This is a genomic window from Faecalispora anaeroviscerum, assembly GCF_947568225.1.
Taxonomy (GTDB): domain Bacteria; phylum Bacillota; class Clostridia; order Oscillospirales; family Acutalibacteraceae; genus Faecalispora; species Faecalispora anaeroviscerum.
The window spans coordinates 967,625-990,253 of record NZ_CANOOQ010000001.1 but is presented as its reverse complement, the minus strand read 5'-3'; the positions used below and the strand labels follow the sequence as shown (position 1 = coordinate 990,253).

Annotated in this window: 26 protein-coding genes; 20 read left to right on the top strand and 6 right to left on the bottom strand. The window is 52.0% G+C overall.

What is annotated here, in order from left to right:
- The 20 genes from ybeY to QOS46_RS04850 all read left to right on the top strand — a co-directional run bounded on the left by ybeY (position 1) and on the right by QOS46_RS04850 (position 16,373).
- Positions 1–510, top strand: a complete 510-nt coding sequence (ybeY, locus tag QOS46_RS04945) for an rRNA maturation RNase YbeY (RefSeq protein ID WP_283607719.1) — start codon at positions 1–3, stop codon at positions 508–510.
- Positions 500–1,003, top strand: coding sequence for a diacylglycerol kinase family protein (locus tag QOS46_RS04940; protein WP_283607718.1), 504 nt, complete (start codon positions 500–502; stop codon positions 1,001–1,003). Before ybeY ends, QOS46_RS04940 begins: the two co-directional genes overlap by 11 nt.
- A gap of 131 nt (positions 1,004–1,134) precedes the next feature.
- A complete protein-coding gene (gene era, locus QOS46_RS04935) occupies positions 1,135–2,070 on the top strand; it encodes a GTPase Era (RefSeq protein WP_283607717.1) in 936 nt (311 codons plus the stop codon).
- 116 nt (positions 2,071–2,186) lie between these two features.
- Positions 2,187–2,363, top strand: a complete 177-nt coding sequence (locus tag QOS46_RS04930) for a YqzL family protein (protein ID WP_283607716.1) — start codon at positions 2,187–2,189, stop codon at positions 2,361–2,363.
- The gene (recO, locus tag QOS46_RS04925) at positions 2,314–3,072 is read left to right on the top strand and encodes a DNA repair protein RecO (RefSeq protein ID WP_283607714.1); all 759 of its coding nucleotides are present in this window, start codon (positions 2,314–2,316) and stop codon (positions 3,070–3,072) included. The genes QOS46_RS04930 and recO overlap by 50 nt, the downstream gene beginning before the upstream one ends.
- An 18-nt stretch (positions 3,073–3,090) precedes the next feature.
- The gene (locus QOS46_RS04920; RefSeq protein WP_283607713.1) at positions 3,091–3,627 is read left to right on the top strand and encodes a GNAT family N-acetyltransferase; all 537 of its coding nucleotides are present in this window, start codon (positions 3,091–3,093) and stop codon (positions 3,625–3,627) included.
- 25 nt (positions 3,628–3,652) lie between these two features.
- Entirely contained in the window at positions 3,653–6,034 is a 2,382-nt protein-coding gene (locus QOS46_RS04915) for an endonuclease MutS2 (protein ID WP_283607711.1), read from the top strand.
- Between the two features lie 183 nt (positions 6,035–6,217).
- A complete protein-coding gene (locus QOS46_RS04910; RefSeq protein ID WP_283610770.1) occupies positions 6,218–6,964 on the top strand; it encodes a hypothetical protein in 747 nt (248 codons plus the stop codon).
- A 100-nt stretch (positions 6,965–7,064) separates the two neighbouring features.
- Positions 7,065–7,430 (top strand): YlxM family DNA-binding protein, encoded by a 366-nt coding sequence (gene ylxM / locus QOS46_RS04905; protein ID WP_283607710.1) that lies wholly within the window; start codon positions 7,065–7,067, stop codon positions 7,428–7,430.
- A gap of 20 nt (positions 7,431–7,450) precedes the next feature.
- Positions 7,451–8,800 (top strand): signal recognition particle protein, encoded by a 1,350-nt coding sequence (ffh, locus tag QOS46_RS04900; protein ID WP_283607709.1) that lies wholly within the window; start codon positions 7,451–7,453, stop codon positions 8,798–8,800.
- Between the two features lie 99 nt (positions 8,801–8,899).
- Positions 8,900–9,142, top strand: coding sequence for a 30S ribosomal protein S16 (gene rpsP / locus QOS46_RS04895; protein ID WP_283607707.1), 243 nt, complete (start codon positions 8,900–8,902; stop codon positions 9,140–9,142).
- A gap of 21 nt (positions 9,143–9,163) precedes the next feature.
- Entirely contained in the window at positions 9,164–9,397 is a 234-nt protein-coding gene (locus QOS46_RS04890) for a KH domain-containing protein (RefSeq protein ID WP_283607705.1), read from the top strand.
- Positions 9,398–9,597: 200 nt separating this feature from the next.
- Positions 9,598–10,116, top strand: coding sequence for a ribosome maturation factor RimM (gene rimM, locus QOS46_RS04885; RefSeq protein ID WP_283607703.1), 519 nt, complete (start codon positions 9,598–9,600; stop codon positions 10,114–10,116).
- Positions 10,106–10,867 carry a tRNA (guanosine(37)-N1)-methyltransferase TrmD gene (gene trmD / locus QOS46_RS04880; protein ID WP_283607700.1) on the top strand — a complete coding sequence of 254 codons (762 nt, stop codon included), beginning with the start codon at positions 10,106–10,108 and terminating at the stop codon, positions 10,865–10,867. The genes rimM and trmD overlap by 11 nt, the downstream gene beginning before the upstream one ends.
- 262 nt (positions 10,868–11,129) lie before the next feature.
- Positions 11,130–11,393 (top strand): HPr family phosphocarrier protein, encoded by a 264-nt coding sequence (locus QOS46_RS04875; protein WP_283607698.1) that lies wholly within the window; start codon positions 11,130–11,132, stop codon positions 11,391–11,393.
- Between the two features lie 242 nt (positions 11,394–11,635).
- Positions 11,636–13,486: an excinuclease ABC subunit UvrC gene (uvrC, locus tag QOS46_RS04870; RefSeq protein WP_283607696.1), complete on the top strand. Its 1,851-nt coding sequence runs from the start codon at positions 11,636–11,638 to the stop codon at positions 13,484–13,486.
- 63 nt (positions 13,487–13,549) lie between these two features.
- Positions 13,550–14,101 carry a 16S rRNA (guanine(966)-N(2))-methyltransferase RsmD gene (gene rsmD, locus QOS46_RS04865; RefSeq protein WP_283610768.1) on the top strand — a complete coding sequence of 184 codons (552 nt, stop codon included), beginning with the start codon at positions 13,550–13,552 and terminating at the stop codon, positions 14,099–14,101.
- Positions 14,098–14,592 carry a pantetheine-phosphate adenylyltransferase gene (coaD, locus tag QOS46_RS04860; protein WP_283607695.1) on the top strand — a complete coding sequence of 165 codons (495 nt, stop codon included), beginning with the start codon at positions 14,098–14,100 and terminating at the stop codon, positions 14,590–14,592. The genes rsmD and coaD overlap by 4 nt, the downstream gene beginning before the upstream one ends.
- Complete coding sequence (locus tag QOS46_RS04855) at positions 14,589–15,053, top strand: ATPase (protein WP_283607693.1); 465 nt, start codon at positions 14,589–14,591, stop codon at positions 15,051–15,053. The genes coaD and QOS46_RS04855 overlap by 4 nt, the downstream gene beginning before the upstream one ends.
- 339 nt (positions 15,054–15,392) lie before the next feature.
- A complete protein-coding gene (locus tag QOS46_RS04850; protein ID WP_283607691.1) occupies positions 15,393–16,373 on the top strand; it encodes a LysR family transcriptional regulator in 981 nt (326 codons plus the stop codon).
- Positions 16,374–16,480: 107 nt separating this feature from the next.
- Here QOS46_RS04850 and QOS46_RS04845 read toward each other — a convergent pair whose 3' ends face one another.
- From QOS46_RS04845 to aspS, 6 genes are all read right to left on the bottom strand, one after another.
- Positions 16,481–16,801 carry a putative heavy metal-binding protein gene (locus QOS46_RS04845; RefSeq protein ID WP_283607689.1) on the bottom strand — a complete coding sequence of 107 codons (321 nt, stop codon included), beginning with the start codon at positions 16,799–16,801 and terminating at the stop codon, positions 16,481–16,483.
- A 424-nt stretch (positions 16,802–17,225) separates the two neighbouring features.
- Positions 17,226–17,519 carry a GNAT family N-acetyltransferase gene (locus tag QOS46_RS04840; protein WP_283607686.1) on the bottom strand — a complete coding sequence of 98 codons (294 nt, stop codon included), beginning with the start codon at positions 17,517–17,519 and terminating at the stop codon, positions 17,226–17,228.
- A 29-nt stretch (positions 17,520–17,548) separates the two neighbouring features.
- Complete coding sequence (gatB, locus tag QOS46_RS04835) at positions 17,549–18,967, bottom strand: Asp-tRNA(Asn)/Glu-tRNA(Gln) amidotransferase subunit GatB (protein WP_283607684.1); 1,419 nt, start codon at positions 18,965–18,967, stop codon at positions 17,549–17,551.
- On the bottom strand, positions 18,967–20,430 hold the full coding sequence (gene gatA, locus QOS46_RS04830) for an Asp-tRNA(Asn)/Glu-tRNA(Gln) amidotransferase subunit GatA (RefSeq protein ID WP_283607683.1): 1,464 nt from the start codon (positions 20,428–20,430) through the stop codon (positions 18,967–18,969). The genes gatB and gatA overlap by 1 nt, the downstream gene beginning before the upstream one ends.
- A 14-nt stretch (positions 20,431–20,444) precedes the next feature.
- Positions 20,445–20,723, bottom strand: coding sequence for an Asp-tRNA(Asn)/Glu-tRNA(Gln) amidotransferase subunit GatC (gene gatC, locus QOS46_RS04825; protein WP_283607682.1), 279 nt, complete (start codon positions 20,721–20,723; stop codon positions 20,445–20,447).
- A 71-nt stretch (positions 20,724–20,794) separates the two neighbouring features.
- Positions 20,795–22,543 carry an aspartate--tRNA ligase gene (aspS, locus tag QOS46_RS04820; protein WP_283607680.1) on the bottom strand — a complete coding sequence of 583 codons (1,749 nt, stop codon included), beginning with the start codon at positions 22,541–22,543 and terminating at the stop codon, positions 20,795–20,797.
- Between the last annotated feature and the right edge of the window lie 86 nt (positions 22,544–22,629).

Sequence of the window (22,629 nt, the reverse complement as noted above, 5' to 3'; positions counted from 1 at the left end):
ATGGAAAAAATCAGAGTGATCATTGATAATAAACAAAAGGAAGTAAAAATTCCCACTGGACTGCGGATGCTGATTCGCCGCTGCTGCAACGCGGTTCTGCGCCTGGAACAGTTCCCCTATCCGGCGGAAATCAGCGTGACCTTTGTCAATAACGAGCAGATTCGCGAGCTGAACGGCCAGTACCGTGATAAGGATGTTCCCACGGATGTGCTGAGCTTCCCGATGGGCGAAGACGGGCAGTACGATGAAAATCACGATACCGGAGCAAAAATTCTGGGCGACATTGTTCTTTCTATGGAAAAAGCGGTGGAGCAGGCCGACCGTTACGGCCACAGCCTGGAGCGCGAGGTGGGGTATCTCTGCGCTCATTCCATGCTGCATCTGCTGGGTTACGACCACGAGCAGGGCGGGATGGACCGCGTTCGCATGCGCGAAAAAGAGGAGCAGGTAATGACACAGCTGGGGCTCCCGAGTACCAGCAGCTACGTTTTGGATGAGGATGAAGAGTAAACGAAAAAAGCGCTTTCTGAAAAGCCTAAAATATGCTTTTCGGGGCGTGATATACTGCATCAATAACGAGCGGAACATGCGGATCCATACAGTGGCGGCGTTGTATGTGTTCGCTTTTTCGTTCTTTTTTGACTTGACCCGCACGCAGTATGCGCTGCTGCTTATCACCTTTGCTATGGTAATGGGTGCGGAGCTGTTCAATACGGTGGCCGAGGAAATATCAGATATGCTGGCTTCAAGCTTTCACCCCGTCGTGCGTATTATCAAAGACCTGGCGGCGGGTGCGGTGCTGGTGTTTGCCGGTTTTGCCGTTGGTGTTGGTCTGTGTCTGTTCTGGCGGCCGGTTGTGCTGCTTTCCATTGCACGGCTGTTTTTGTATCATCCTCTGTATCTGTTTGCGCTTACGCTGGCTACGGCTGCTTGTGCGGTGTATATTCTGCTGGGGCCGGTCGGCATCCGCGATTATCTTCACCGCAATTATAATAAAAAATAAAAATAGAAATTATAGGATCATAGTCGATGCGCTTCTAAAGCTGGTTGCTTCTGTTCCCGCCAAAGGCGGAGGAGGAAACAAAACCGCTCACTTTCTGAAAGCGGCATCGCTATAGAAAAAGGAGCTTTCTTTTGTCGGAATTGAATCAAATGCAGGAAACTGCCGGAAAAACCGCGTTTATCGCCATTGTGGGACGCCCCAATGTTGGGAAATCATCTATTTTGAACCGCTTGCTGGGTCAGAAGGTTGCGATCGTCAGCAGCAAACCGCAGACCACCCGTACCCGCATTATGGGAGTGTTGACCGAGGGGGATACCCAGCTGGTGTTTTTGGACACGCCCGGTCTGCACAAGCCGCGTACGCGGCTGGGGGATTATATGGTCAAATCCGTTACGGAATCCGTGGCGGGTGTAGACGCCTGCCTCCTCGTTGCAGAAGCGGGTACCCACATCAGCCCTGCGGATCACGAGCTGATAGAAAAATTCAGTTCGATGGGCCTGCCTGCGATTCTCGCGATTAATAAAATTGACACGCTGGGGGATAAATCTCCGCTGATGGCGCAGATCGGCGCGTTCGCGCAGAAATTCGGGTTTGAGGCAGTGGTTCCTGTATCCGCTAAGGACGGCAACGGAATGGAGCTGCTGAAACAGGAGCTGATGAAACTGGCGCAGCCCGGCGGGCATTTCTTTGCGGACGATACCCTTACCGACCAGCCGGAGCGCGTTCTAGCGGCCGAGATGGTGCGTGAGAAAATTCTTCGCCTGACGGATAAAGAGATTCCCCATGGGATCGCCGTGGCGGTAGAGAGAATGAAGGAGCGCGAGGACGGCAGCGGTATTACCGATGTTCAGGCGGTGATTTACTGCGAGCGCGACACGCACAAAGGCATTCTGATCGGCAAGAACGGTTCCATGCTGAAAAAGATTGGTACGTACGCCCGCGAGGACATGGAACGGTTTTTCGACTGCAAGATCAACCTCCAGCTTTGGGTCAAGGTAAAGGAGGATTGGCGCAACCGCGAGAACCTGCTGCGCTCCTTAGGATACGATTCAAATTCCTTCCAGTAGCAGAAAAATTGCGAATAGTTTGTCAAATATTGGCGAACGTTCTTTTATTTTCCTCTCATACTGTTCTCTGAACTGCAAATACTCTTCTTGGGATTCTTTTTTGGGAGGCGTTTTTTGTGGACAGAGAACTGGCTTGGAATGTTTTTCAGCAGACCGGCAGTGTGGAGGCTTATTTGCACTATGCAAGGCTAACACAGGCCATAAATCAGCAGACCTTAGACCGGCAGCCCGAGGAGGATGAGTATGCAAATCAATACCGAGGGCTTAGTCCTTATGGAGAAGAGCGTGGGTGAAAGTGACCGGCTCGTTACGGTTTTAACCCGTGACGAGGGAGTCATCCGCGCGTTTGCACAGCAGGCGAAGCGCCTGCAGAACCGAAAATTGTCCTCCACTCAATTACTCAGTTATTCCCGCCTTTCTGTTTATAAGGGGCGGGATAAGTACATAATTAACGACGCTTGGCCGATCGAATCCTTTTTTGATCTGCGCCTGGATATGGAAAGGCTGTCCCTTGCCCAATATTTTTGCGAGTTGGCCGTCGTACTGGCTCCCGAAGAAACAGAGGCGGGGGATTTTTTGCGTTTAATGCTCAATTCGCTGCATTTTCTGGCAAAAGGGCTGCGGCCCGGCCTGCAAATGAAGGCTGTGGTGGAAATGCGCATGCTGGCGCTGGCCGGGTACATGCCGAATCTGGTCTGTTGCCGCGACTGCGGCTGCTATGAGGCGGATGTGATGTTTTTTCTGCCCCACAGCGGGGTGATCGTGTGCGGGGACTGCTTTTCACCCGCGGCGCTGCAGGGAGAACCGGCCATTCCGCTTCCGCGCGGCGTAATGACGGCGCTGCGCCACACGATCTATGCAGATTTTGACAAGCTGTTTTCGTTTCGCCTGTCGGATGACGGCCTGCGCCTGTTGGCGGATGCCTCTGAGCAATATCTGCTGAGTACCGTACAGCGGCGCTTTGCCACACTTGATTTTTATCATCAAATGGCCCGGCCTTAGCCGGGCGGGAGGAACACCATGGATCAAAAGCTGATTTTTCGAAGGGCACAGCAAGAGGACTTGCCCTGCCTTCTGGATTTGTATCTTGGTTCTATCGAGCTGATGCGCCTTCAGGGAATTGACCAGTGGGATGATGTTTACCCGAATGAAGAAGTTCTGGCGCAGGATATTACGAATCAGGAATTGTATGTACTGGAGGATGACGACGGGCTGGCGGCCTCCGTTGTTTTAAATGATGATCAGGAGCCGCAGTACCGTTATGTGGATTGGCAGTATCATACCGGAAAAATCGGGGTGATTCACCGCCTTTGCGTTGATGCTGGGCATCAGGGCCAGGGCTGCGGGAAAAAGATTGCACGAATGGCGGAGGAGTATTTTCGCGAAAACGGATATTCGGCTATCCGGCTGGATGCATTCCCGGGGAATCAGCCGGCCATCCGGCTGTACCGGGCGATTGGCTACGAGCATTGCGGCAGAATCCTGCTGCGCAAGGGCGTGTTTCACTGCTTTGAAAAATCTTTGGCAGTGGAACTACAGGAGGAACAACTGCTTTAAGTAGTATTGTAAGAAAGGAACTTCCATGCAAAAATATAATGTTCAGCGGCACAGCGCCGCTGTGGAACTGGATAAAATTTTAAAGCTTCTGGCGGAGCAAACCGCCAGTGAGGATGCTTCAGAGCAGGCGCTTGCGCTTGAGCCCGCCGCTTCCACCGACGAGGTGCGCCGCCGCTTGCAGGAGACAGACGACGCATTCGTCTTAATGGCAAAATTCGGTTCGCCTTCGTTCAGCGGGCTGAAAAACGTCGCGAATCCCCTGCGCCGCGCGCAGGCGGGTGGGGTGCTGAGCCTTGTGAATTTTTTGCGGATTGCGGGAGTGTTGCGCTCCATGCGCGCAATTTCAGACTGGCGCCGCAAAAGCGAGGGCGTGAAAACGACGCTCGACTGGCGGTTTGAATCCGTCGTCCCCAATAAATATCTCGAAGAAAAGATCAACGCGGTTGTGATTTCAGAGGAAGAAGTAGCCGATAGCGCTTCTCCGGAGCTTGCCTCCATCCGTCGCCGTATCCGTGCGGCATCCTCCCGCGTGCGCGAGCAGCTCGATAAAATGATCCGTTCGGTGGCATACCAGAAATTCCTGCAGGACCCCATCGTGACAATGCGCGGCGGGCGCTACGTTGTTCCGGTCAAGGCAGAGTGCCGCGGTGAAATTCCCGGCTTGGTACACGACACCTCCTCCAGCGGCGCAACTGTATTTGTGGAGCCGATGGGCGTGGTGGAGGCTAACAACGAAGTCCGGGTGCTTCAGTCGCGCGAAAGCGCCGAAATCGAGCGAATTCTGGCGGAGCTCTCCACAGAGGCGGGAGGCTTTGCAGACCTCATTATTGAAAGCTACCATGCGGCGGTAGGGCTTGATCTGGTGTTCGCCAAGGGGCAGCTCGCTTATAAAATGAAGGCCAGCGTGCCGAAGGTGAACGATACGGGCAGAATCCTGCTGAATCAGGCGCGGCACCCTCTGATCGACCCCAAGATGGTTGTGCCGATGAACATAGAATTGGGCACTACGTTCGATACGCTTGTGATCACTGGCCCGAACACAGGCGGTAAGACGGTTACACTGAAAACGCTAGGCCTTTTAACGCTCATGGCCATGTGTGGGCTGATGCTGCCTGTGGCCGACAACAGCGAAATTTCAGTGTTTCATCAGGTGCTGGCCGACATCGGCGACGAACAGAGCATCGAGCAGTCGCTCAGTACATTTTCCGCGCATATGACGAATATCATACAGATCATTGATCAGGCAGACGAGCATAGCCTCATTCTGCTTGATGAGCTTGGCGCCGGCACTGACCCGGTTGAGGGAGCGGCGCTGGCCATGGCGATTCTGGAGGCGCTTCGCGGCAAACATGCGCGGGTTGCCGCCACGACCCACTATGCAGAACTCAAGGTCTACGCGTTGCAAACCGCGGGCGTGGAAAACGGCAGCTGTGAATTTGATGTTGCCACCCTGCGGCCGACGTACCGCCTCTTGATCGGCGTACCGGGGCGCTCAAACGCGTTTGCCATTTCGGGTCGCCTCGGTCTGAATCAAGAGATTGTTGACCGTGCCCGCGAGCTGGTTTCGGGAGAAAACCGCCGGTTTGAAGATGTGGTTCAGAATTTGGAGCAAAGCCGACAGCAGCTCGAGACGGAGCGCTTGCAGGCGCGGGAGCAAAACGCCGAGGCGCAGCGAATCAGCCGTGAGGCGAGGGAATACCGTGAGCGTTTGGAGCGCGAGGCCGCGAAGGAGATGGAGCAGGCTCGCGAAAGAGCGGCGCAACTGGTGGCACGTACCCGCGCACAGGCCGACGCGATGCTCGAAGAGCTGGAGGAAATGAAGCGCCAGGGCGCAAAGAGCATGACTGCCGAGCAGCGGGCCAGAATGAAAGCCGGCATGCGCGACCTAGAGAGTGCCTCCGACCCGGTGAGCCAGAAGGAGTCGGAAACCTACGTTCTGCCCCGTCCGCTCAAAGCCGGCGACGATGTGCTGATTTTTGATATTGACAAAGAAGGCACAGTAATCGAAACTCCGGCACCAGACGACAAAAAAGTGCTAGTGCAGGCTGGTATCATTAAGACAAGGGTTCCCGTAGAGAATCTTCGCCTGCTCGACCAGAAAACTCAGAACCGTAAAGCGCGCCGCAGCGGCACAAGAAACGTGCCGAAACGCTCTGATGCGCCGGTGATGACAGAGATGGATGTGCGCGGCGAGGACTCAATCGAGGCCGTTATGAGCGTAGACCGCGCGATTGATTCGGCCCTGCTGTCCGGTATTCACCAGCTTACCATTATTCACGGCAAGGGTACCGGTGTGCTGCGTACGGCGATACAGCAGCATTTGCGCCGCCATCCCTCTGTGCGAACGTACCGGTTGGGCGTTTTCGGGGAAGGGGAATCCGGCGTAACCATTGTAGAACTCAAGTAAGCCGCCTCCGGGCGGCTGAGGGCCATCGAATCATTGTGCGACAGGCATTGCGGGATACCCGCAAATCAGGCTCCATACAAAACAGCAGGGAGTCTGGTTTGCAGGCAGATTTGTCTGCGACAAGATTTGATTGGCCTGATTTTTTTGGTAACACCGTCTGGAAAGGAGCTGTTTGATTTGCATATGCCAATTCCCCGTTGGGGGCTGATTACGTTGGGGGTCGTTGTTGTTCTCGGTCTCGCGGTTTTTATCCCTTACCGAATGATGCTGACGGATGATCTCGCGGGCAAGTACAACCCCGCCCCGTCACAAGATTTGCTTCGTCCTGCCGCAAAGGCAATGCTTACCGGTGATCCGGTGGTTTTCAGCGAAGCGGAGGTCAACGCTTATGCCGCGTACCATCTGCAAGATGTTCAGAATTATCTGAGTAAGGCAAAATTTCAGCCCAACCAAATCTACCTTACGTTCCCGGAAGAGGACACCGTGACCGCCTATACTCCCATTACCTGGCGGGGGAAAAACCTGGGGGTTACGTCGCAGTGCAAGGTGGTGTATGACGCGGCGAACGAGTGCCTGAACATTGAGGTTCGGCAGGTTCGGCTGGGCAGGCTGAACGTTTCACCTAAGTTTGCGCTGAACCGCATGTTCGCAAAAGAGCTGCCGAATGGCATTACCAGAGTAGATAATATGATTACTGTGGACTTAAAACCCTATCTGGAGTCTGAGCGTGCAGTGCAGGCCGGTTTTTCACTCGGGCTTTTCAAGGTGCAGGAAAATGGCGTTTTATTTCAGGCGAGCAGCACTTTGTCCGATGCCGGCAGCAAGTTAAAGGAGCGTCTCAAAGAATGGCTGGGTGAAAGCTTTACAGGCGATTCGGGTGATTTAGCGGGCAGGCTGCAGGATTATTTGAAAAAGAGCAGAATCAGCTGAAAAACGCTTGACTTTTTAAGCCGATTCCTGTATAATTCAATTCTGTAAAGGATTTGGCTTTACAGAAAGGTACTGACTTTACAGCGAATGAGGGTGCAGTATGGCAAAAAATCTGGAAATATCTCTTCTGCTGGATTTTTACGGCGATATGCTCACCGACAAGCAACGCTGTGTGATCGAGTATTATTATAATGATGATTTGTCCCTTGCGGAAATCGCCGATAACGAGGGCATTACCCGGCAGGGGGTGCGCGATTCGATCAAGCGGGCGGAATCCCAGCTTTTAGAAATGGAAGAACGCCTTGGCCTTGCGCGGCGCTTTCGCGAAATGCGCGAGGGGCTCGAGCAAATCCGCGACGCGGCCGAGCGAATCCGCATTTATAACTCGCAATCCATCTTTTCACAGGATGTGCAGCAGGACGTGGTTTTGATTGAAGAAACCGCCAGGCAGTTGTGTGAAGAGTAGACGAAAGGATTTGAAAAGCAGTGGCGTTTGAAGGATTGGCGGAAAAGCTCAGCACCGCCTTTAAAAATCTGAAATCCAAAGGGAAGCTGACCGAAGCCGACGTTAAAGCCGCCATGCGCGAGGTTCGCCTCGCATTGCTGGAAGCCGACGTCAACTACAAGGTTGCAAAAGATTTTACCAATAAGGTGACCGAACGCGCCATCGGTACGCAGGTGATGGAAAGCCTGACTCCGGCGCAGATGGTTATTAAGATTGTAGATGAAGAACTCACTGAGCTGATGGGTGGGCAGCAGTCTCGCCTAAATGAAGCGTCAAAACCGCCCACGATTGTGATGCTGTGCGGTCTGCAGGGTGCCGGTAAAACGACCCACGCGGGTAAGCTGGCTGCCATGCTGAAAAAGCAGGGGCGCCGCCCCATGCTGGTGGCGTGCGATATTTACCGCCCCGCCGCGATCAAGCAGCTGCAGGTGGTCGGTTCTCAGGCCGGGGTTCCCGTGTTTGAGCAGGGCAGCACAAAGCCGGTGGAGATTTGCCGCGCTGCGGTGCGCCATGCCAGAGACTACGGCAACGATATCCTGATTCTCGATACCGCCGGTCGTCTGCAAATTGACGAAGAGCTGATGAACGAGCTCAAAGAACTCAAGAGCGCACTCGAGCCGCAGGAAATTCTTCTGGTGGTCGACTCCATGACCGGTCAGGAAGCGGTGAACGTTGCAAAAACCTTTGACGATCTTCTTGATATTTCGGGTGTGATCCTCACAAAGCTCGACGGCGATACCCGAGGCGGCGCGGCGCTTTCTGTGCGCGCGGTCACCGGTAAGCCCATCAAATACGCGGGCATCGGCGAAAAGCTGACGGATCTGGAGGTATTCCACCCCGACCGAATGGCCTCCCGTATTCTGGGGATGGGCGACGTGCTGACGCTGATTGAGGACGTTCAGCAGAGCATCGATAAAAAAACGGCGGAACAAACCGCCCGCAAAATGATGCAGAACAAAATGGATCTGAACGACCTGCTTGATCAGTTTAATCAGATGAAAAAGATGGGCCCGCTCAAATCTGTGCTGTCGAAGCTCCCGGGCATAGATAAGCAGATTAAAGACGTGGACATCGACGAGCGCATCATGGATCGTTCCGCCGCAATCATTCTTTCGATGACGCCGGAGGAACGTGAGAATCCCACTGTGATCAACCCGTCCCGCAAGCGGCGCATTGCTGCCGGTTGCGGAATGAAGGTGGAGGACGTCAACCGTCTGCTGAAGCAGTTTGAGCAGATGCAGAAGATGATGAAGCAAGTCAAGGGAATGAAGAAAAAGAAGAGGTTCCCCGGAATGCCGGGAATGCCCGGGCCGGGCAGTATGCCGTTTTAAGCCCCACTCAATCAGGGAATTCATTCAAAAAGGACAAAATCCTTTCAAGTGAATCACATATATTAAATTTAGAATCATATTTTTTGGAGGTTGTTTTGTATGGCAGTAAAGATCAGATTGCGCAGAATGGGCGCTAAGAAAGCTCCCTTTTATCGTATTGTGGTAGCGGATTCCCGCTTCCCCCGCGATGGCCGCTTCATTGAGGAGATTGGCTATTACAATCCCATGGAGGAGCCCTCTGTTGTGAAGGTAGATGCAGAAAAGGCGAAGAAATGGATGTCTAACGGCGCTCAGCCCACCGATACTGTGAAAGCACTGTTCAAGAAGCACGGAGTGATTTAAAAGATCGGAGGAGATCTACCGATGGAGAAATTACTGGTTACGATCGCCCAGGGGCTCGTTGAGCATCCCGAGGCCGTTGCCGTGCAGGTGGACGAGCCGTCTGAAGACGGATCCGTCGTATATCATCTGCATGTAGCGGAGGATGACATGGGCCGGGTGATCGGCAAGCAGGGGCGTATTGCCAAAGCCATCCGCGTGGTAATGCGTGCCGCAGCAACCCGCACCAATGACAAGGTTTCTGTCGAGATCGACTGATAAAACCAAGACTGTAACATGGCTTGTCCCGAAAGGGAGGCTGGCTTTGTTGCAGTCTTGTTTTCGGCATAGAGTAAATTTAGGTGGAATCATAGACAATTCTGCCGTGTAAAAGCAAAGCATGCAGTTTCTTGCCGCACTTTCGTCGGCAAGAGAAACTTCATGGTTTGGAAATCAATTGGCGATTGAGGAGGAAAGCAATGCTGCAGCAATATTTGGAAGCGGGAAGAATCGTGGGGACGCATGGGTTAAAGGGTGAGCTTCGTATCGAACCCTGGTGCGATTCCGCGGAGTTTTTATCTCAGTTCCGCACGCTGTATTGGGACCCGAACGGCAGCTCTGCGGTAAGGGTGCTTTCCGGCCGGGTGCATAAGCGCCTGCTTCTTGCGTACCTGGAGGGTGTTACCTCGGCTACACAGGGCGATACGCTGCGCGGGCGGGTGCTTTACCTTAGCCGTGCGGATGTAACGCTGCCGAAGGGAATCTGGTTTGTGCAGGACTTGCTTGACCTGACGGTTGTGGATTACGACACCGGCAAGGAGTATGGCAAACTGACAGATATTCTCAAAACCGGGGCGAACGACGTATACCAGATCACCTCAAAGGAGGGGAAAACGTATCTCGTTCCCTCTATTCCGCAGGTGGTTCTGGAGCGCAACCCGGAGGGCGGGGTTGTAAAAATCAGACCAATCAAGGGGATTTTTGAAGATGAGGATTGATCTTTTGACCCTGTTCCCCGACATGTGCGAAACGGTGATGGCCGAAAGCATTGTGGGCCGGGCCCGTAAAAAAGGCGCGCTTCAGGTGTGCTGTCATCAAATCCGCAATTATGCCTACGACAAGCACTCCCGTGTGGATGACTGTCCGTTCGGCGGGGGGATGGGAATGCTGCTGATGGCGGAACCGATTGCAGAGTGCATCGACGACTTGGTGCGCCACCTGGGGAAAAAGCCGCATTTTGTGTATATGTCGCCGCAGGGTACCGTGCTGACGCAGCAGAAAATGAAGGAACTGGCCAAACACGAGAATATCGCGATTTTGTGCGGCCATTACGAAGGCATCGACGAACGGATTATCGATCGCTATGTGGATGAGCAGATCTCCGCGGGTGATTACGTTCTGACCGGCGGTGAGCTGCCGGCGCTGATTCTTGCGGATGGCGTCAGCCGCCTGATTCCCGGCGTGCTTGCCGACGATTCCTGCTTTGAGGAAGAAAGTCATTTCAGCGGATTGCTGGAGTACCCGCAGTATACGCGCCCAGCCGACTGGCGCGGCCAGCAGGTGCCGGAGGTGCTGCTTTCGGGGCATCATGCTAATATCGGCAAATGGCGAAGAGAGCAGTCTTTGCTGCGAACTTGGAAGAATCGCCCCGATCTGCTCAAAACAGCGCATTTAGATGAAAAGGACAAACGCTTCCTTGCTTCATTTTGTGATAAAGCCTTTAATTCTTCCGCGAACGAATCAAAATAGAACGCATAATATAGAATATTCGTTGCCGAGATGTTAGAGATGACAAAAGTTTTCAACATTCGGGGCAAACTATACAAAGGGATTGCCTGTCCCAAACAGCGTATAGGGCATCAATCCAAAATTAGGCTTCCTTCCTTGACGGTGGTTTCTATTGTGATATAATGACTATGACTTAAAAAATAATGTCAGTTTGTATATTATTATGATGTGAGATGTTTTTTCGGGTTAGTTGCTACATTTTGAAGCTAGGAGTGAATTTTGAATGTGTGTGAAAGAAGTATTGGTTCAGAATCAGGTAGGATTACATGCTCGTCCGGCTACCTTTTTTATTCAGAAGGCTAACGAATTTAAGTCTTCGATCTGGGTGGAAAAAGAGGAGCGCCGCGTCAACGCGAAGAGCCTGTTAGGCGTATTGTCTTTGGGGATTGTTGGCGGTACCGATATTCGCATCATCGCTGATGGTTCCGATGAGCAGGATGCTGTCGATAACCTGGTTGCGCTGGTGGAATCCGGCTTTGCGGAGTAAGAACCTGTTTTTGGTATAAACTGCTGAGCGCCGGCGGCAGGTGCGAATTCGGGTTCGCGTTTTGAAATGTTCCGGCCGGCGATTTTTGGGCAATTCAAGGCACCGCTTTGGCGGTGCTTTTTTGTTATACTGAGTGGTAAGCGTACTGTGCTTTTGCAAAAGGATGGAAAAGCCCGTCACTGTGCGCATGGTATTTGCCGGGGCAAACGAAGGCATTCTTTGATCGAAAGGGGGGGGAACGCTTGGAGGACCATAAAAAAGAGCTGCGCAAAAAGGCGATGCGACTACCGCTGACACCGGGGGTCTACCTGATGCGCGACAAAAGCGGTACGATCATCTATGTTGGTAAGGCCAAGGCTCTGAAAAACCGCGTCAGCCAGTATTTCGGCTCCGAAAAGAACCACGAGGACAAGGTGCGCCGCATGGTGGCCAACGTGCAGGATTTTGAATACATCCTCACCGACAGCGAATTTGAGGCACTGGTGCTTGAATGTAGCCTGATTAAGCAATACACGCCCAAATACAACATTCTGCTCAAGGATGATAAGGGTTACCATTATATCCGCATCAGCCGGGGAGAATGGCCCAGAATTTCCGAAGCAAAACAGATTGCAGATGACGGCGCGGAATATATCGGCCCCTATGTCAGCTCGTGGTCGGTCAAGCAGGCCGTGGATGAAGCACTCAAGATCTTCCGCCTGCCCTCCTGTAGCCGCCGCTTTCCCCAGGACATCGGCAAGGGACGGCCATGCCTGAATTATTATATCAAGCAGTGCTGCGCTCCCTGCCGGGGCCGCATGAAGCCGGAGGAATACCGCGAGGCCGTTTCGGAGGCTGTGGATTTCCTGCGTGGCGGCAGTGCCGACTCCATGAAGCGCCTGACGGAAAAAATGGAGCAGGCGGCGGAAAACCTCGAATTTGAGTATGCGGCCAGAATCCGCGACCGCATCGCCGCCATTCAGAAGATGAGGGAGAGGCAGAAGGTGGTTTCCATCCGAGTGCCGGAGCAGGACGTGATTGCCCTGGCGCAAGGCCCCGGAAACGCATGTGTAGAGGTATTTCGTTTTCGCGGCGGAAACCTGGTAGACCGCGAAACCTTCCTTTTGGGAGAAATCGGTAATCCCAAGCAGGCGCGCAGCGAGTTTCTGGAGCGATACTACTCCATGCGTGAACAGATTCCCCCGCGCCTGACGCTGGACGGGCCGTTGGAAAACGCCGCTCTGCTCGAAGAATGGCTGACGCAGAAAGCAGGGCGAAGGGTAAAAATCACCGTGCCGCAGAAGGGGGAGCAGGCGCAGCTTGCCGAAATGTGCCGCAGCAACGCGGCGGAGCAGCTTGCGCAGCAAACGGGTCGAACCGGGCGCGAGGCTTCCGCTTTGGATGAGCTGGCGCGCCTTTTGGGGTTGGAAAATCCCCCGCAGTATATCGAATCCTATGATATTTCAAACCTGGCCGGCGGCGACAATGTGGCTGGTATGGTCGTGTTTGAAAATGGGCGTCCGCTCAAATCTGCATATCGTCGCTTTCAGATCAAAAGCTTTGAAGGACAGGACGATTATGGCGCTATGCGTGAAGTAATCAGCCGCCGTTTGGGGGAATACTATCAGCACAAAGACAGCGCGGAGGGCTTTGGTCGTCTGCCGGATCTGATTTTGCTGGATGGCGGAAAAGGGCATGTTTCTGCGGTGCGTCCTATTTTGCAGCAGTATGGGGTGGAGATTCCCCTGTTCGGTATGGTCAAGGATGACAAGCACCGCACTCGGGCCATCGCAAAAGACGGCGGGGAGATTTCCATTCATTCCAACCGCAGTGCTTTTACGCTGGTTTCTACGATTCAGGACGAGGTTCACCGCTTTGCTATTGGCTATCATCGCCAGATGCGCAAGAAGAACACGATTTCCAGTACACTGACGAACATTCCCGGGGTAGGGAATACCCGGGCCAAAGCGTTGCTGCGGCATTTTCGTACGATTACCGCAATTCGGGAGGCGGATTTGGAGCAGCTGTGCGGGGTAAAAGGGATGACACGTCCCGCCGCCCAGACCATCTATGAGTATTTTCGTCAGGATTCAGGAGAAAAAGATAGCGGTTGACAGTATGTACAAATAATGGGATAATAAATTTAACAAGACTCTGGGAAAGGTCCGGTTTTGCATATGCGAATTATCACAGGTTCTGCGCGAGGCAAGAAGCTGCAATCTCTGGAAGGGGAGCGCGTTCGTCCTACGCCCGACCGGGTGAAGGAAGCCCTTTTTAATATTATTCAGTTTGATTTGGAAGGCCGCCGGGTGCTCGATTTGTTTGCCGGTTCCGGCCAGCTTGGGCTGGAGGCGATCAGCCGTGGCGCACGGGAGGCTGTGTTTGTTGACAGCTCGCGTGATTCCGTCAGCGTGGTTGAAAAAAATATTGCCGCCACCGGGTTCGGGGAGCAGGCTAAAGTGGTGAATGCAGATTTTGCTTCGTTTTTATCGCGGAATCCACAACCCTTTGATATTGCTTTATTAGATCCGCCTTACCGCACGGGGCTGCTGCAGCAGGCTCTGCCGCAGGTGGCCACGGTGATGAATCTTGGCGGAACGATTCTCTGTGAACATCCGAGTGACGAAGAACTTCCTCTTTCTGCCGGCGATTTTGTGAAGGTGCGTTCTTACCGCTACGGAAAAATTCTGCTGACCGTGTATCGGCATAAGGACGTGACATCATTATGAAAATCGCAATTTGTCCGGGCAGCTTTGATCCGGTTACCCTAGGACATCTAGACATCATTAATCGTGCCCGCAAAATATTTGATCACCTGATCGTTGCTGTTTTGGTAAACCCTAATAAGCACACCAGCTTTACCGTTGAGGAGCGCATTGATATGCTCAAGCGCGCCACGGCAGATATGCCTGACATAGAGGTTGTCGGCTTTGAGGGCCTGCTGGCGGATTACGCTAAAATCCGCAATGCTACCGCGATTGTAAAGGGATTGCGGGCCCTGTCTGACTTTGAATACGAATTTCAGATGGCTCTGACCAATAAGAAGCTGAACCCGAATCTGGAGACCCTGTTTTTAACCACTCGGGCCGAAAATATGTATCTCAGCTCCAGTATCGTGAAGCAGGTGGCCAGTTTTGACGGTGATATTTCTAATTTTGTGCCGGAGTGTATTTTGGATGACATTACGCAACGTCTTTATACAGGAGGCAAAAAACGATGAATGTAGAGAATTTGTTGGATGAGCTCTACGAAATGGTAGATAAGGCGTGGAATTTTCCGCTGACCGGCGGCAAAGCTGTGCTTGACGGCGAAGCGGTGAAGGGGATTCTCGATGAAATCCGCGATAATCTGCCGCAGGAGCTTCGCCAGGCCAAGGCCATTGTGGCTGACCGCAACCAGATCATCAGCGACGCAAAGCGCGAGGCGGAGAGTGTGGTCCGCATTGCGGAGGAGCGCGCCAAAACTCTTGTGAATCAGGATGAGATTGTGCGCCAGGCTCAGCAGAAAGCAAATGAGCTGGTTAGCCAGAGCCAGGTCAAATTCCGCGAGATGCGCCGGGCTTCAAACGATTACATCGACGATTTGATGAAACGCACGGACGACGCTCTGGCGGCTAATCTGGCCGAGCTTCGCAAGACGCGCAACAACATTAAGGCGTCCCAAAGAAATAATCAGCAGTAAGCTCTCTATGAAAAATGCGCTTTGACCAGGCAGTAACTGCCAGTCAAAGCGCATTTTTCAACCAAATTTCTATTGTAAAAGGGGCTTGTAAGCAAATTATAGTGCAGTCAATCTACATTAAAACAAATGGTTCTTTTTCATTCGCCTTTTACGAAGAAAAGAATATCATTCAATTTTATGCGATTTACATTTGCACTGCTATCATTCGCAGAAGGACGATTTTTTACACAAATATTCAAATTCCTTCTGTATTGACAATACCAGAAAGAAAGCATATAATCAAATACATATAATATAATAGAAAGTATATAGATTTATTTATAGTATAGGGAGAATGCCATGTTTCAGACTTTAAAGTATGTTTACGAGATTTATAAAGAAGGCAGTTTTTCCCGGGCGGCGAAAAATCTGTATATTTCACAGCCATCTTTGAGTGCCACAATCAAAAAGCTGGAGCTGGATATTGGCATTACGATCTTTGACCGTAGCACCACTCCGGTACAGCTTACGGATGCGGGGAAGGTGTACATAGAAACAACTCGGCAGATTTTGCAGCTGCAAAGCAATCTGGAATCTTATTTACAGGATTATACGGAGCTGAAAACCGGCACGCTGAAGCTTGCGGGACCTCAGTTTTTTGCGTCTTATTTTATGGCGCCGCTGATCTCAAAGTTTAACAGTTTATATCCGGGAATTCAGCTACAGTTAAATGAGGCCAGCACTCCCGAGCTGCAGCAGAAGCTATTAGATTCAGAGATTGATCTGGTAGTCGACAGCAGCGTGTTCGACAATAGGCTGTTTACAAGCTATCCTCTGCGGGAAGAGCATATTCTGCTGGCTGTGCCGGAACAGTACGAAATTAACCGGCAGCTTTCTAAATACCGCATGACCGCGCGTGATGTGTGTATGGAAGCGCACAGGAGGCCGGATTGCAAGCCGGTAGACCCAACACTTTTCCGCGATTTTACCTTCCTGCTCCTGCACAAGGGGCATAATATGAATGCGTTCGCTACGGGCTTGTTTGAACAGTATCATTTTATCCCGCGGCGCACCATGTATCTTGATCAGCTGATGACCTCATACAATCTTGTCAAGCAGCAAATTGGCATGGCGTTTGTATCCGACACGGTGATCAAGCGCACATCAATGGAGCCGGGCGCTTATTTATACCGGGTTGAGGCGCCGAATGTGCGCCGATATATCTATCTGGCCCATAAGAAAAATCGCTATATCAGCAAAGCAATGCGCGAATTCATCGCACTATCTCAACAGGTTTATCAGGAGAATCAGGAGTCGGAGCAGCCGGAAATTCTGCCGTAAGAAAAAAGAAATTTTTTGCGAACTACCGCCGCACATTTTCTAAAAATACAAGAAAAATAAAAGGGCCTGAAACAGCGTTGCTAACGAATGTTTCAGGCCCTTTTTTCTTATTCTACGATAACCGCTGTTCCTGACGCAGTTACCATCAGCATATTGTTGCCGGTACCAAGAACTTCATAATCAATATCCACACCGATGACTGCGTTTGCTCCCAGAGCCGCAGCGCGGTCCTGCAGTTCCTGAATTGCCTTTCCCCGCGCCTCCATCAACTCACCTTCATATGAGCCGGATCTTCCGCCAAAAAAGTTGGTGAGACCCGCCGCGAAATCCTTAATGAAATCCACACCCGAAACGACTTCACCAAATACAATCTGCTTATACTCCAGAATTCTTCTTCCTTCTATTGTATTGGTCGTGGTAAGAATCATCTGTTTGCGCCTCCTTTTTGTAAAGAATACGTTTAGAATATCATAGAATCTTTGCGATTTCCATATTCAAATTTTAAATTTTTTAATTTAAATTTGTATGATAAAGGGCACGCTGACAGAAAGGTGCAAAGTAGAACCTGCTCTGCTTTTCTTGCTATAATCTATTGGCAAAACGAAAGGGGAAGAACCCAATGGTTCTTCCCCCGGTTACCGTTTGAATGGAGATTTTTTTACGTCCTGTTATAAGCGGACTTACTAGAGGTGCCAAGCGGAATATCATCTCATTCTTTTCAGAAAAAGATAAATTTCAGAACCATTTGATCGCTTCCGCCGGCACCAAAAAACAAAGAGTTTTTATGGCAAGGCTTCAGCAAAGTTGGTTCTTCGCCTGAACTTCCTCGACAATAGCATATGCAGGATACGCTTATTTATTTCTGGAAATATTTGAATCCAACAGCTCCGAAAATTCCGGATTTTTTGCAAACCAGTCTACCGCATAAGGGCAGGTAGCAACAGCTTTTTTGCTCTGCGCGCGAATTGTATCGACGGCCGCGAGCATCAGCTTTCCGGCCACGCCCTGGCCACGCAGAGAGCTGTCTACAAATGTGTGGTTAATATCCACTGTGGTAGCGGAAATATCAGGGAATGTAATTTCGGCAATTAGTTTTCCAGTTTCATCATTTGCAAAAATACGATTGTTGCTTTTTGTAAATTCCATAAAACATCCTCCAATCAGCGGAATGATACTCAAACCTGTGAAATCAGCTCAATCAGGATGCGTTCCGCTTCCAGCGCATCCGCACGCCCTCGGCTTGCTTTCATGACAAAGCCGAGCAGAGCCTTCAGCGCCTTTTCTTTCCCAGCGCGGTAGTCAGCCACTGCAGTGGGGTTCGCGGCTACAGCATCCTCACAGAACTTCTTCAGGTCGCCGGCATCCACGCCGCTCAAATCGTTTTCACTTAGGAATTCTGTGGCGGGCTTGCCGCTGTCGAGCATTTTGTCAAGAGTAGATTTCAGCAGATTCATGCGGATTTTGCCGCTGTCCAAAAGAAGAATCAGGTCTCTAAGATAAGAAGCGGGGATCGAAACCTCGAACTTTTCTTTGGCGTCGTCGTTTTCCATACGGCGAAAGACCTGGCCGATGATGCAGTTTGCAACGGTTTTAGGGCTGGCTACACCCTCACTGGCTGCTTCAAAAAAGTCCGCAATTGCACGGGATTTGGTCAGCTGCAGCGCGTCGGCCTCCGGCAGCCCGAGCTGCTCGATGTAGCGCTCGCGCTTTACTTCAGGAGACTCCGGCAGAGTACGGCGAATCGTCTCCACCTCTTCATCGGTGATATGGATGGTGACAAGATCGGGTTCGCGGAAGTAGCGGTAATCGTCAGCATCCTCCTTACTTCTCATGCTGGAGGTTGTGCCGTCCGATTCATTGTAGCGCAGAGTTTCCTGCGTAATTTTTCCGCCATTCTCCAGAACGTCTATTTGGCGGACGTATTCGTACTCGATTGCCTTTGTCATAAAGGTGATTGAGTTCATGTTTTTGATTTCGGTGCGGGTGCCATATTCCTCGCTGCCCACCGGGCGCACGGAGATGTTGACATCGCACCGCATGGAGCCCTCCTGCATTTTGCAGTCGGAAACGCCGATATATTTCATCGCCAGCTGTAAGCGCTCCACATACTCGCGCACTTCGTCACTGCTGCGAAAATCCGGCTCGGTCACGATCTCAATCAGCGGAACACCGCCGCGGTTATAATCCACATAGGTACTGCCGCCCTGATGAATCAGCTTACCCGCATCCTCTTCAATGTGAATACGGTTGATGCGAATTCTACGGCCGTTCGAGAGATCGATATGGCCGTTTTTGCAAAGCGGCAAATCGAATTGAGAAATCTGGTAGGCCTTCGGCAGATCAGGATAGCAGTAATTTTTGCGGTCCATTTTCGAGATATTCGAAATCTCACAGTTTGTGGCAAGGCCCGCCATAATGGCGTACTCCACTACCTTTTTATTCAGCTTTGGCAGTGTTCCCGGGAATCCAAGGCACACAGGGCAGCAATGAGTGTTCGGCTCGCCGCCAAATTCCGTGGAGCAGCCGCAAAATATTTTCGTTTTGGTGGAAAGCTCTACATGAGTTTCCAAACCCGATACCAATTCGTATTTCATTATTGCACCCCCGTTTTCGCCGCGCGGAACACGTTGTCTCTGGTTGCCTGCTCAAACTGATAAGCGGCGTTCAGTAGCGTTGCCTCACAGAAGGAATTCCCGATTAGCTGAAGCCCGATGGGCAGACCCTTCTGGTCAAACCCGCAGGGGAGAGAGAGCGCTGGAATGCCCGCAATGTTGATCGGCACGGTGCAGATGTCGGTTTGGTATGTTTCCACAGCACTTTCGGCAGCCTTGCCGCGCTCAAATGCAGTCATCGGCACGGTGGGAGCCGCGATGACATCGCAGCGCTCGAACGCAGACTGGAATGCCTGTACCAGCACGCCGCGCAGGCTCTGCGCTTTTTTGTAGTAAGCGTCGTAGTAACCGGCACTAAGTACATATGTGCCAAGCAGAATGCGGCGTTTCACCTCTTTGCCAAAGCCCTCGCTGCGAGTTTTGGCAACCATTTCATTCACGTCGTTGTAGTTTTTAGCTTTGTAGCCGTATCGAATGCCGTCAAAGCGGCCAAGGTTCGAAGAGGCCTCCGCACAGCTCAAAATATAATACACCGGCAGGGCGTAGGAAAGCTGGGGCAGGTCAACCTCCACCAGCTCTGCGCCAAGCTCACGGTAAATCTGCATGGAGCGCTCAACAGCCTCGCGTACTTCATCGCGAACGCCATCAAAATACTGCTTGGCAAAGCCGATCCGCATTCCCTTGATGTCCTTTTTTAAGGTGTCGCAGGCGGTTTCCCGCGCGCCGCGCGAGGTGGAGTCTTTCGGGTCCTGTTTAGCCAGAGCGTCGTAGACCAGTGCCGCATCCTCCACATTGGTGGCGATGGGGCCAACCTGATCAAAGCTCGAAGCATAGGCCACCACGCCGTAACGCGAAACCGCGCCGTAGGTGGGCTTTAATCCGACGATGCCGCAGAAGCTGGCCGGTTGGCGAATCGATCCGCCGGTATCGCTGCCAAGGCCGTATACTGCCAGGTTTCCGGCAACGGCGCTTGCCACGCCGCCGGAGCTGCCGCCCGCCACATGAGCGGTGTTGTGGGGATTCCACGCGCCGCCGTATATTGAGGTTTCATTGGAGGAGCCCATGGCGAATTCGTCCATATTGGTTTTGCCGAGCAAAACCGCTCCCCTACTGCGGAGCAGCTTCCATACGGTTGCGTCGAATACCGGGCGGTAGCCCTCCAGAATTTTGGAGCCGCAGGTGGTTTCGATTCCCGTGGTGGAGATATTGTCCTTCAGGGTCATTGGGATTCCCTCGAGTACGTCCAGTGTTTCGCCGCGGGCGATCTTCGCGTCAACCTCCTGTGCAGTCTGCAGTGCTGTTTCAGGAGTGAAATGGACATAGGCGTTCAGGGCGGGGTTGTCCGCATTAATTGCCTGAATATAGGTTTTGGTCAGTTCCTCGCAGGAAAATTCCTTGTTCTGCAGGGAATCGTGGAGCTTTTTGATTTTTCCGTAATCTTCCATTGGGTACACCCGCCTTATCCTCTTTTTTTAACCAGGAAGTAGCCGTCATCCTGACTTTCCGCGTTGCGCAGAATTTCCTCAGAAGGAAGAGACGGCTCAACGACATCCTCACGGAACACATTTTCCAGATGATTGATCTGATCAAAGTCGGAGGATTCCACCGTGGCCTGATTAATGGTATCGGCGAAATTGATAATTTCGTCCATATCCTTCGTAAAGGCCTCCAGCTCATCCTCGCGGATTTGGAGCTTTGAAAGCCGCGCAATTTTTAATACATCCTCATGTGTGACCATGTGGAAACGCCTCCTTGTCACTTTCTGTCATGCTCTCACATCTGCGGCGGGGAGCATGGCAATGTTTATCGTTATCTGATTTTAATATGAACCTCTCGAAGCTGCTGCTCAGTTACCTCAGTCGGTGCGCCGAGAAGCAGATCCTGCGCGTTGCTGTTCATGGGGAACGCAATTACCTCGCGGATGTTCTGCTGCTCGGTCAGCAGCATCACCATGCGGTCGATTCCGGGAGCCATGCCGGCATGCGGCGGTGCGCCGTATTGGAACGCGTTGTACAGCGAGCCGAATTTCTCGTGGATATCCTCTTCGGAATACCCGGCAATTTCAAAGGCCTTCACCATAATCTCGGGGTCGTGGTTACGCACCGCGCCGGACGAAAGCTCTACGCCGTTGCACACGATGTCGTACTGGTAGGCGAGAACCTCTTCGGGATTCTTGGTCTGGAGTGCTTCAAGGCCGCCCTGGGGCATGGAGAAGGGATTGTGCGTAAAGATATATTTCCCGGTTTCCTCATCAATTTCATACATGGGGAAGTCGACGATAAAGCACATCTCAAAGCGGGATTCATCGATCAGGTTCAAACGTCTGCCAAGCTCGGTGCGGATTTGTCCGGCCAGCTTCGCGGCAGCGTCGCGCTCATCCGCAATGAAGAAGATCACATCCCCGGGGATCAGGCCCGCGCGGGAGATCAACTCCTCACGCTTGTCGTCCGGCAGGAATTTATTGATCGGGCCCTTGTATTCACCTTCACTCGTCACACTGATATAGCCGAGACCCTTCATGCCGATTTCAGTAGCGAATTTCAGCATGTTTTCAAAGAAGCTCTTCGGCTGAGCAGTGCAGCCCGGCACACGAATCGCGCGGATGGTCTTATTCTTGAAAGGCGCAAAGGTTGTGTTATCGAAAATGTCGGAAATATCGATAATTTGCAGCGGGTTTCTCAAATCAGGCTTATCCGTGCCGTATTTCAGCATGGATTCCTGATAGGGAATGCGCACAAACGGAGCCTTTGATACCTCTTTATTAGAGAATTTTGCGAACACTTCGGAAAGCACCTCTTCCGCAATAGAAAAAACGTCCTCCTGTGTGGCAAAAGCAAGCTCAAAGTCCAGCTGGTAGAACTCGCCGGGGGAACGGTCGGCTCTCGCGTCTTCGTCGCGGAAGCAGGGGGCAATCTGAAAATACCGGTCAAATCCAGAAACCATCAACAGCTGTTTGAAAATCTGCGGAGCCTGCGGCAGCGCGTAAAATTTGCCGTGATGCTTGCGGCTGGGGATCAGATAATCGCGTGCGCCCTCGGGAGAAGAGGTGGACAGAATAGGAGTTTGAATCTCCAGAAAGCCCATTTCGGTCATTTTCTGACGCAGAAAGGAAATCACCTGCGAGCGAAGCACGATATTGTTGTGAACCTCCGGATTCCGCAAATCCAAAAAACGGTATTTCAGGCGAACATCCTCTTTGGTTTCCGTAGAATTGGGAACCTCAAAGGGGAGAGGCCTTGTCACCTTGCCGAGCACGGTCAGAGTGTCTGCTTTCACTTCCACTGTACCGGTTGCCAGCTTGCGGTTAACGGTGTCCTCATCGCGCAGGGTCACTTTGCCCTCCACGCTGATCGTGCATTCACGTACCACGTTTTTCAGCATGGCTTCGTCGTGTACAACGACCTGCACCACGCCGTAATGATCCCGCAAATCCAGAAACTGCACACCGCCATGGTCGCGGATATTCTCCACCCAGCCCGCCACGCGGATCGTCTGGTCAATATCGGTTTCACTCACCCGGCCGCACAGGCGGGTGTGATATTTGTTAGCGCAAATCATAGTTCAATTAATCCTTTCGTCTGCTCAGATTTCTGAAAACAATTACAAATAATTATACCATCAAACGCGGGGGGTTTCAACAAAAG

Bases quoted from the DNA above. Each gene is read 5' to 3' on its own strand.
- trmD (WP_283607700.1), top strand. From the start codon at position 10,106: ATGAGGATTGATCTTTTGACCCTGTTCCCCGACATGTGCGAAACGGTG.
- rsmD (WP_283610768.1), top strand. From the start codon at position 13,550: ATGCGAATTATCACAGGTTCTGCGCGAGGCAAGAAGCTGCAATCTCTG.
- gatB (WP_283607684.1), bottom strand. From the start codon at position 18,967: ATGAAATACGAATTGGTATCGGGTTTGGAAACTCATGTAGAGCTTTCC.
- aspS (WP_283607680.1), bottom strand. From the start codon at position 22,543: ATGATTTGCGCTAACAAATATCACACCCGCCTGTGCGGCCGGGTGAGT.
- QOS46_RS04855 (WP_283607693.1), top strand. From the start codon at position 14,589: ATGAATGTAGAGAATTTGTTGGATGAGCTCTACGAAATGGTAGATAAG.
- QOS46_RS04940 (WP_283607718.1), top strand. From the start codon at position 500: ATGAAGAGTAAACGAAAAAAGCGCTTTCTGAAAAGCCTAAAATATGCT.
- recO (WP_283607714.1), top strand. From the start codon at position 2,314: ATGCAAATCAATACCGAGGGCTTAGTCCTTATGGAGAAGAGCGTGGGT.
- QOS46_RS04915 (WP_283607711.1), top strand. From the start codon at position 3,653: ATGCAAAAATATAATGTTCAGCGGCACAGCGCCGCTGTGGAACTGGAT.
- gatC (WP_283607682.1), bottom strand. From the start codon at position 20,723: ATGGTCACACATGAGGATGTATTAAAAATTGCGCGGCTTTCAAAGCTC.
- QOS46_RS04840 (WP_283607686.1), bottom strand. From the start codon at position 17,519: ATGGAATTTACAAAAAGCAACAATCGTATTTTTGCAAATGATGAAACT.
- rpsP (WP_283607707.1), top strand. From the start codon at position 8,900: ATGGCAGTAAAGATCAGATTGCGCAGAATGGGCGCTAAGAAAGCTCCC.
- QOS46_RS04910 (WP_283610770.1), top strand. From the start codon at position 6,218: ATGCCAATTCCCCGTTGGGGGCTGATTACGTTGGGGGTCGTTGTTGTT.
- ylxM (WP_283607710.1), top strand. From the start codon at position 7,065: ATGGCAAAAAATCTGGAAATATCTCTTCTGCTGGATTTTTACGGCGAT.
- QOS46_RS04890 (WP_283607705.1), top strand. From the start codon at position 9,164: ATGGAGAAATTACTGGTTACGATCGCCCAGGGGCTCGTTGAGCATCCC.
- rimM (WP_283607703.1), top strand. From the start codon at position 9,598: ATGCTGCAGCAATATTTGGAAGCGGGAAGAATCGTGGGGACGCATGGG.
- ybeY (WP_283607719.1), top strand. From the start codon at position 1: ATGGAAAAAATCAGAGTGATCATTGATAATAAACAAAAGGAAGTAAAA.
- QOS46_RS04875 (WP_283607698.1), top strand. From the start codon at position 11,130: ATGTGTGTGAAAGAAGTATTGGTTCAGAATCAGGTAGGATTACATGCT.
- coaD (WP_283607695.1), top strand. From the start codon at position 14,098: ATGAAAATCGCAATTTGTCCGGGCAGCTTTGATCCGGTTACCCTAGGA.
- gatA (WP_283607683.1), bottom strand. From the start codon at position 20,430: ATGGAAGATTACGGAAAAATCAAAAAGCTCCACGATTCCCTGCAGAAC.
- QOS46_RS04920 (WP_283607713.1), top strand. From the start codon at position 3,091: ATGGATCAAAAGCTGATTTTTCGAAGGGCACAGCAAGAGGACTTGCCC.
- QOS46_RS04850 (WP_283607691.1), top strand. From the start codon at position 15,393: ATGTTTCAGACTTTAAAGTATGTTTACGAGATTTATAAAGAAGGCAGT.
- QOS46_RS04845 (WP_283607689.1), bottom strand. From the start codon at position 16,801: ATGATTCTTACCACGACCAATACAATAGAAGGAAGAAGAATTCTGGAG.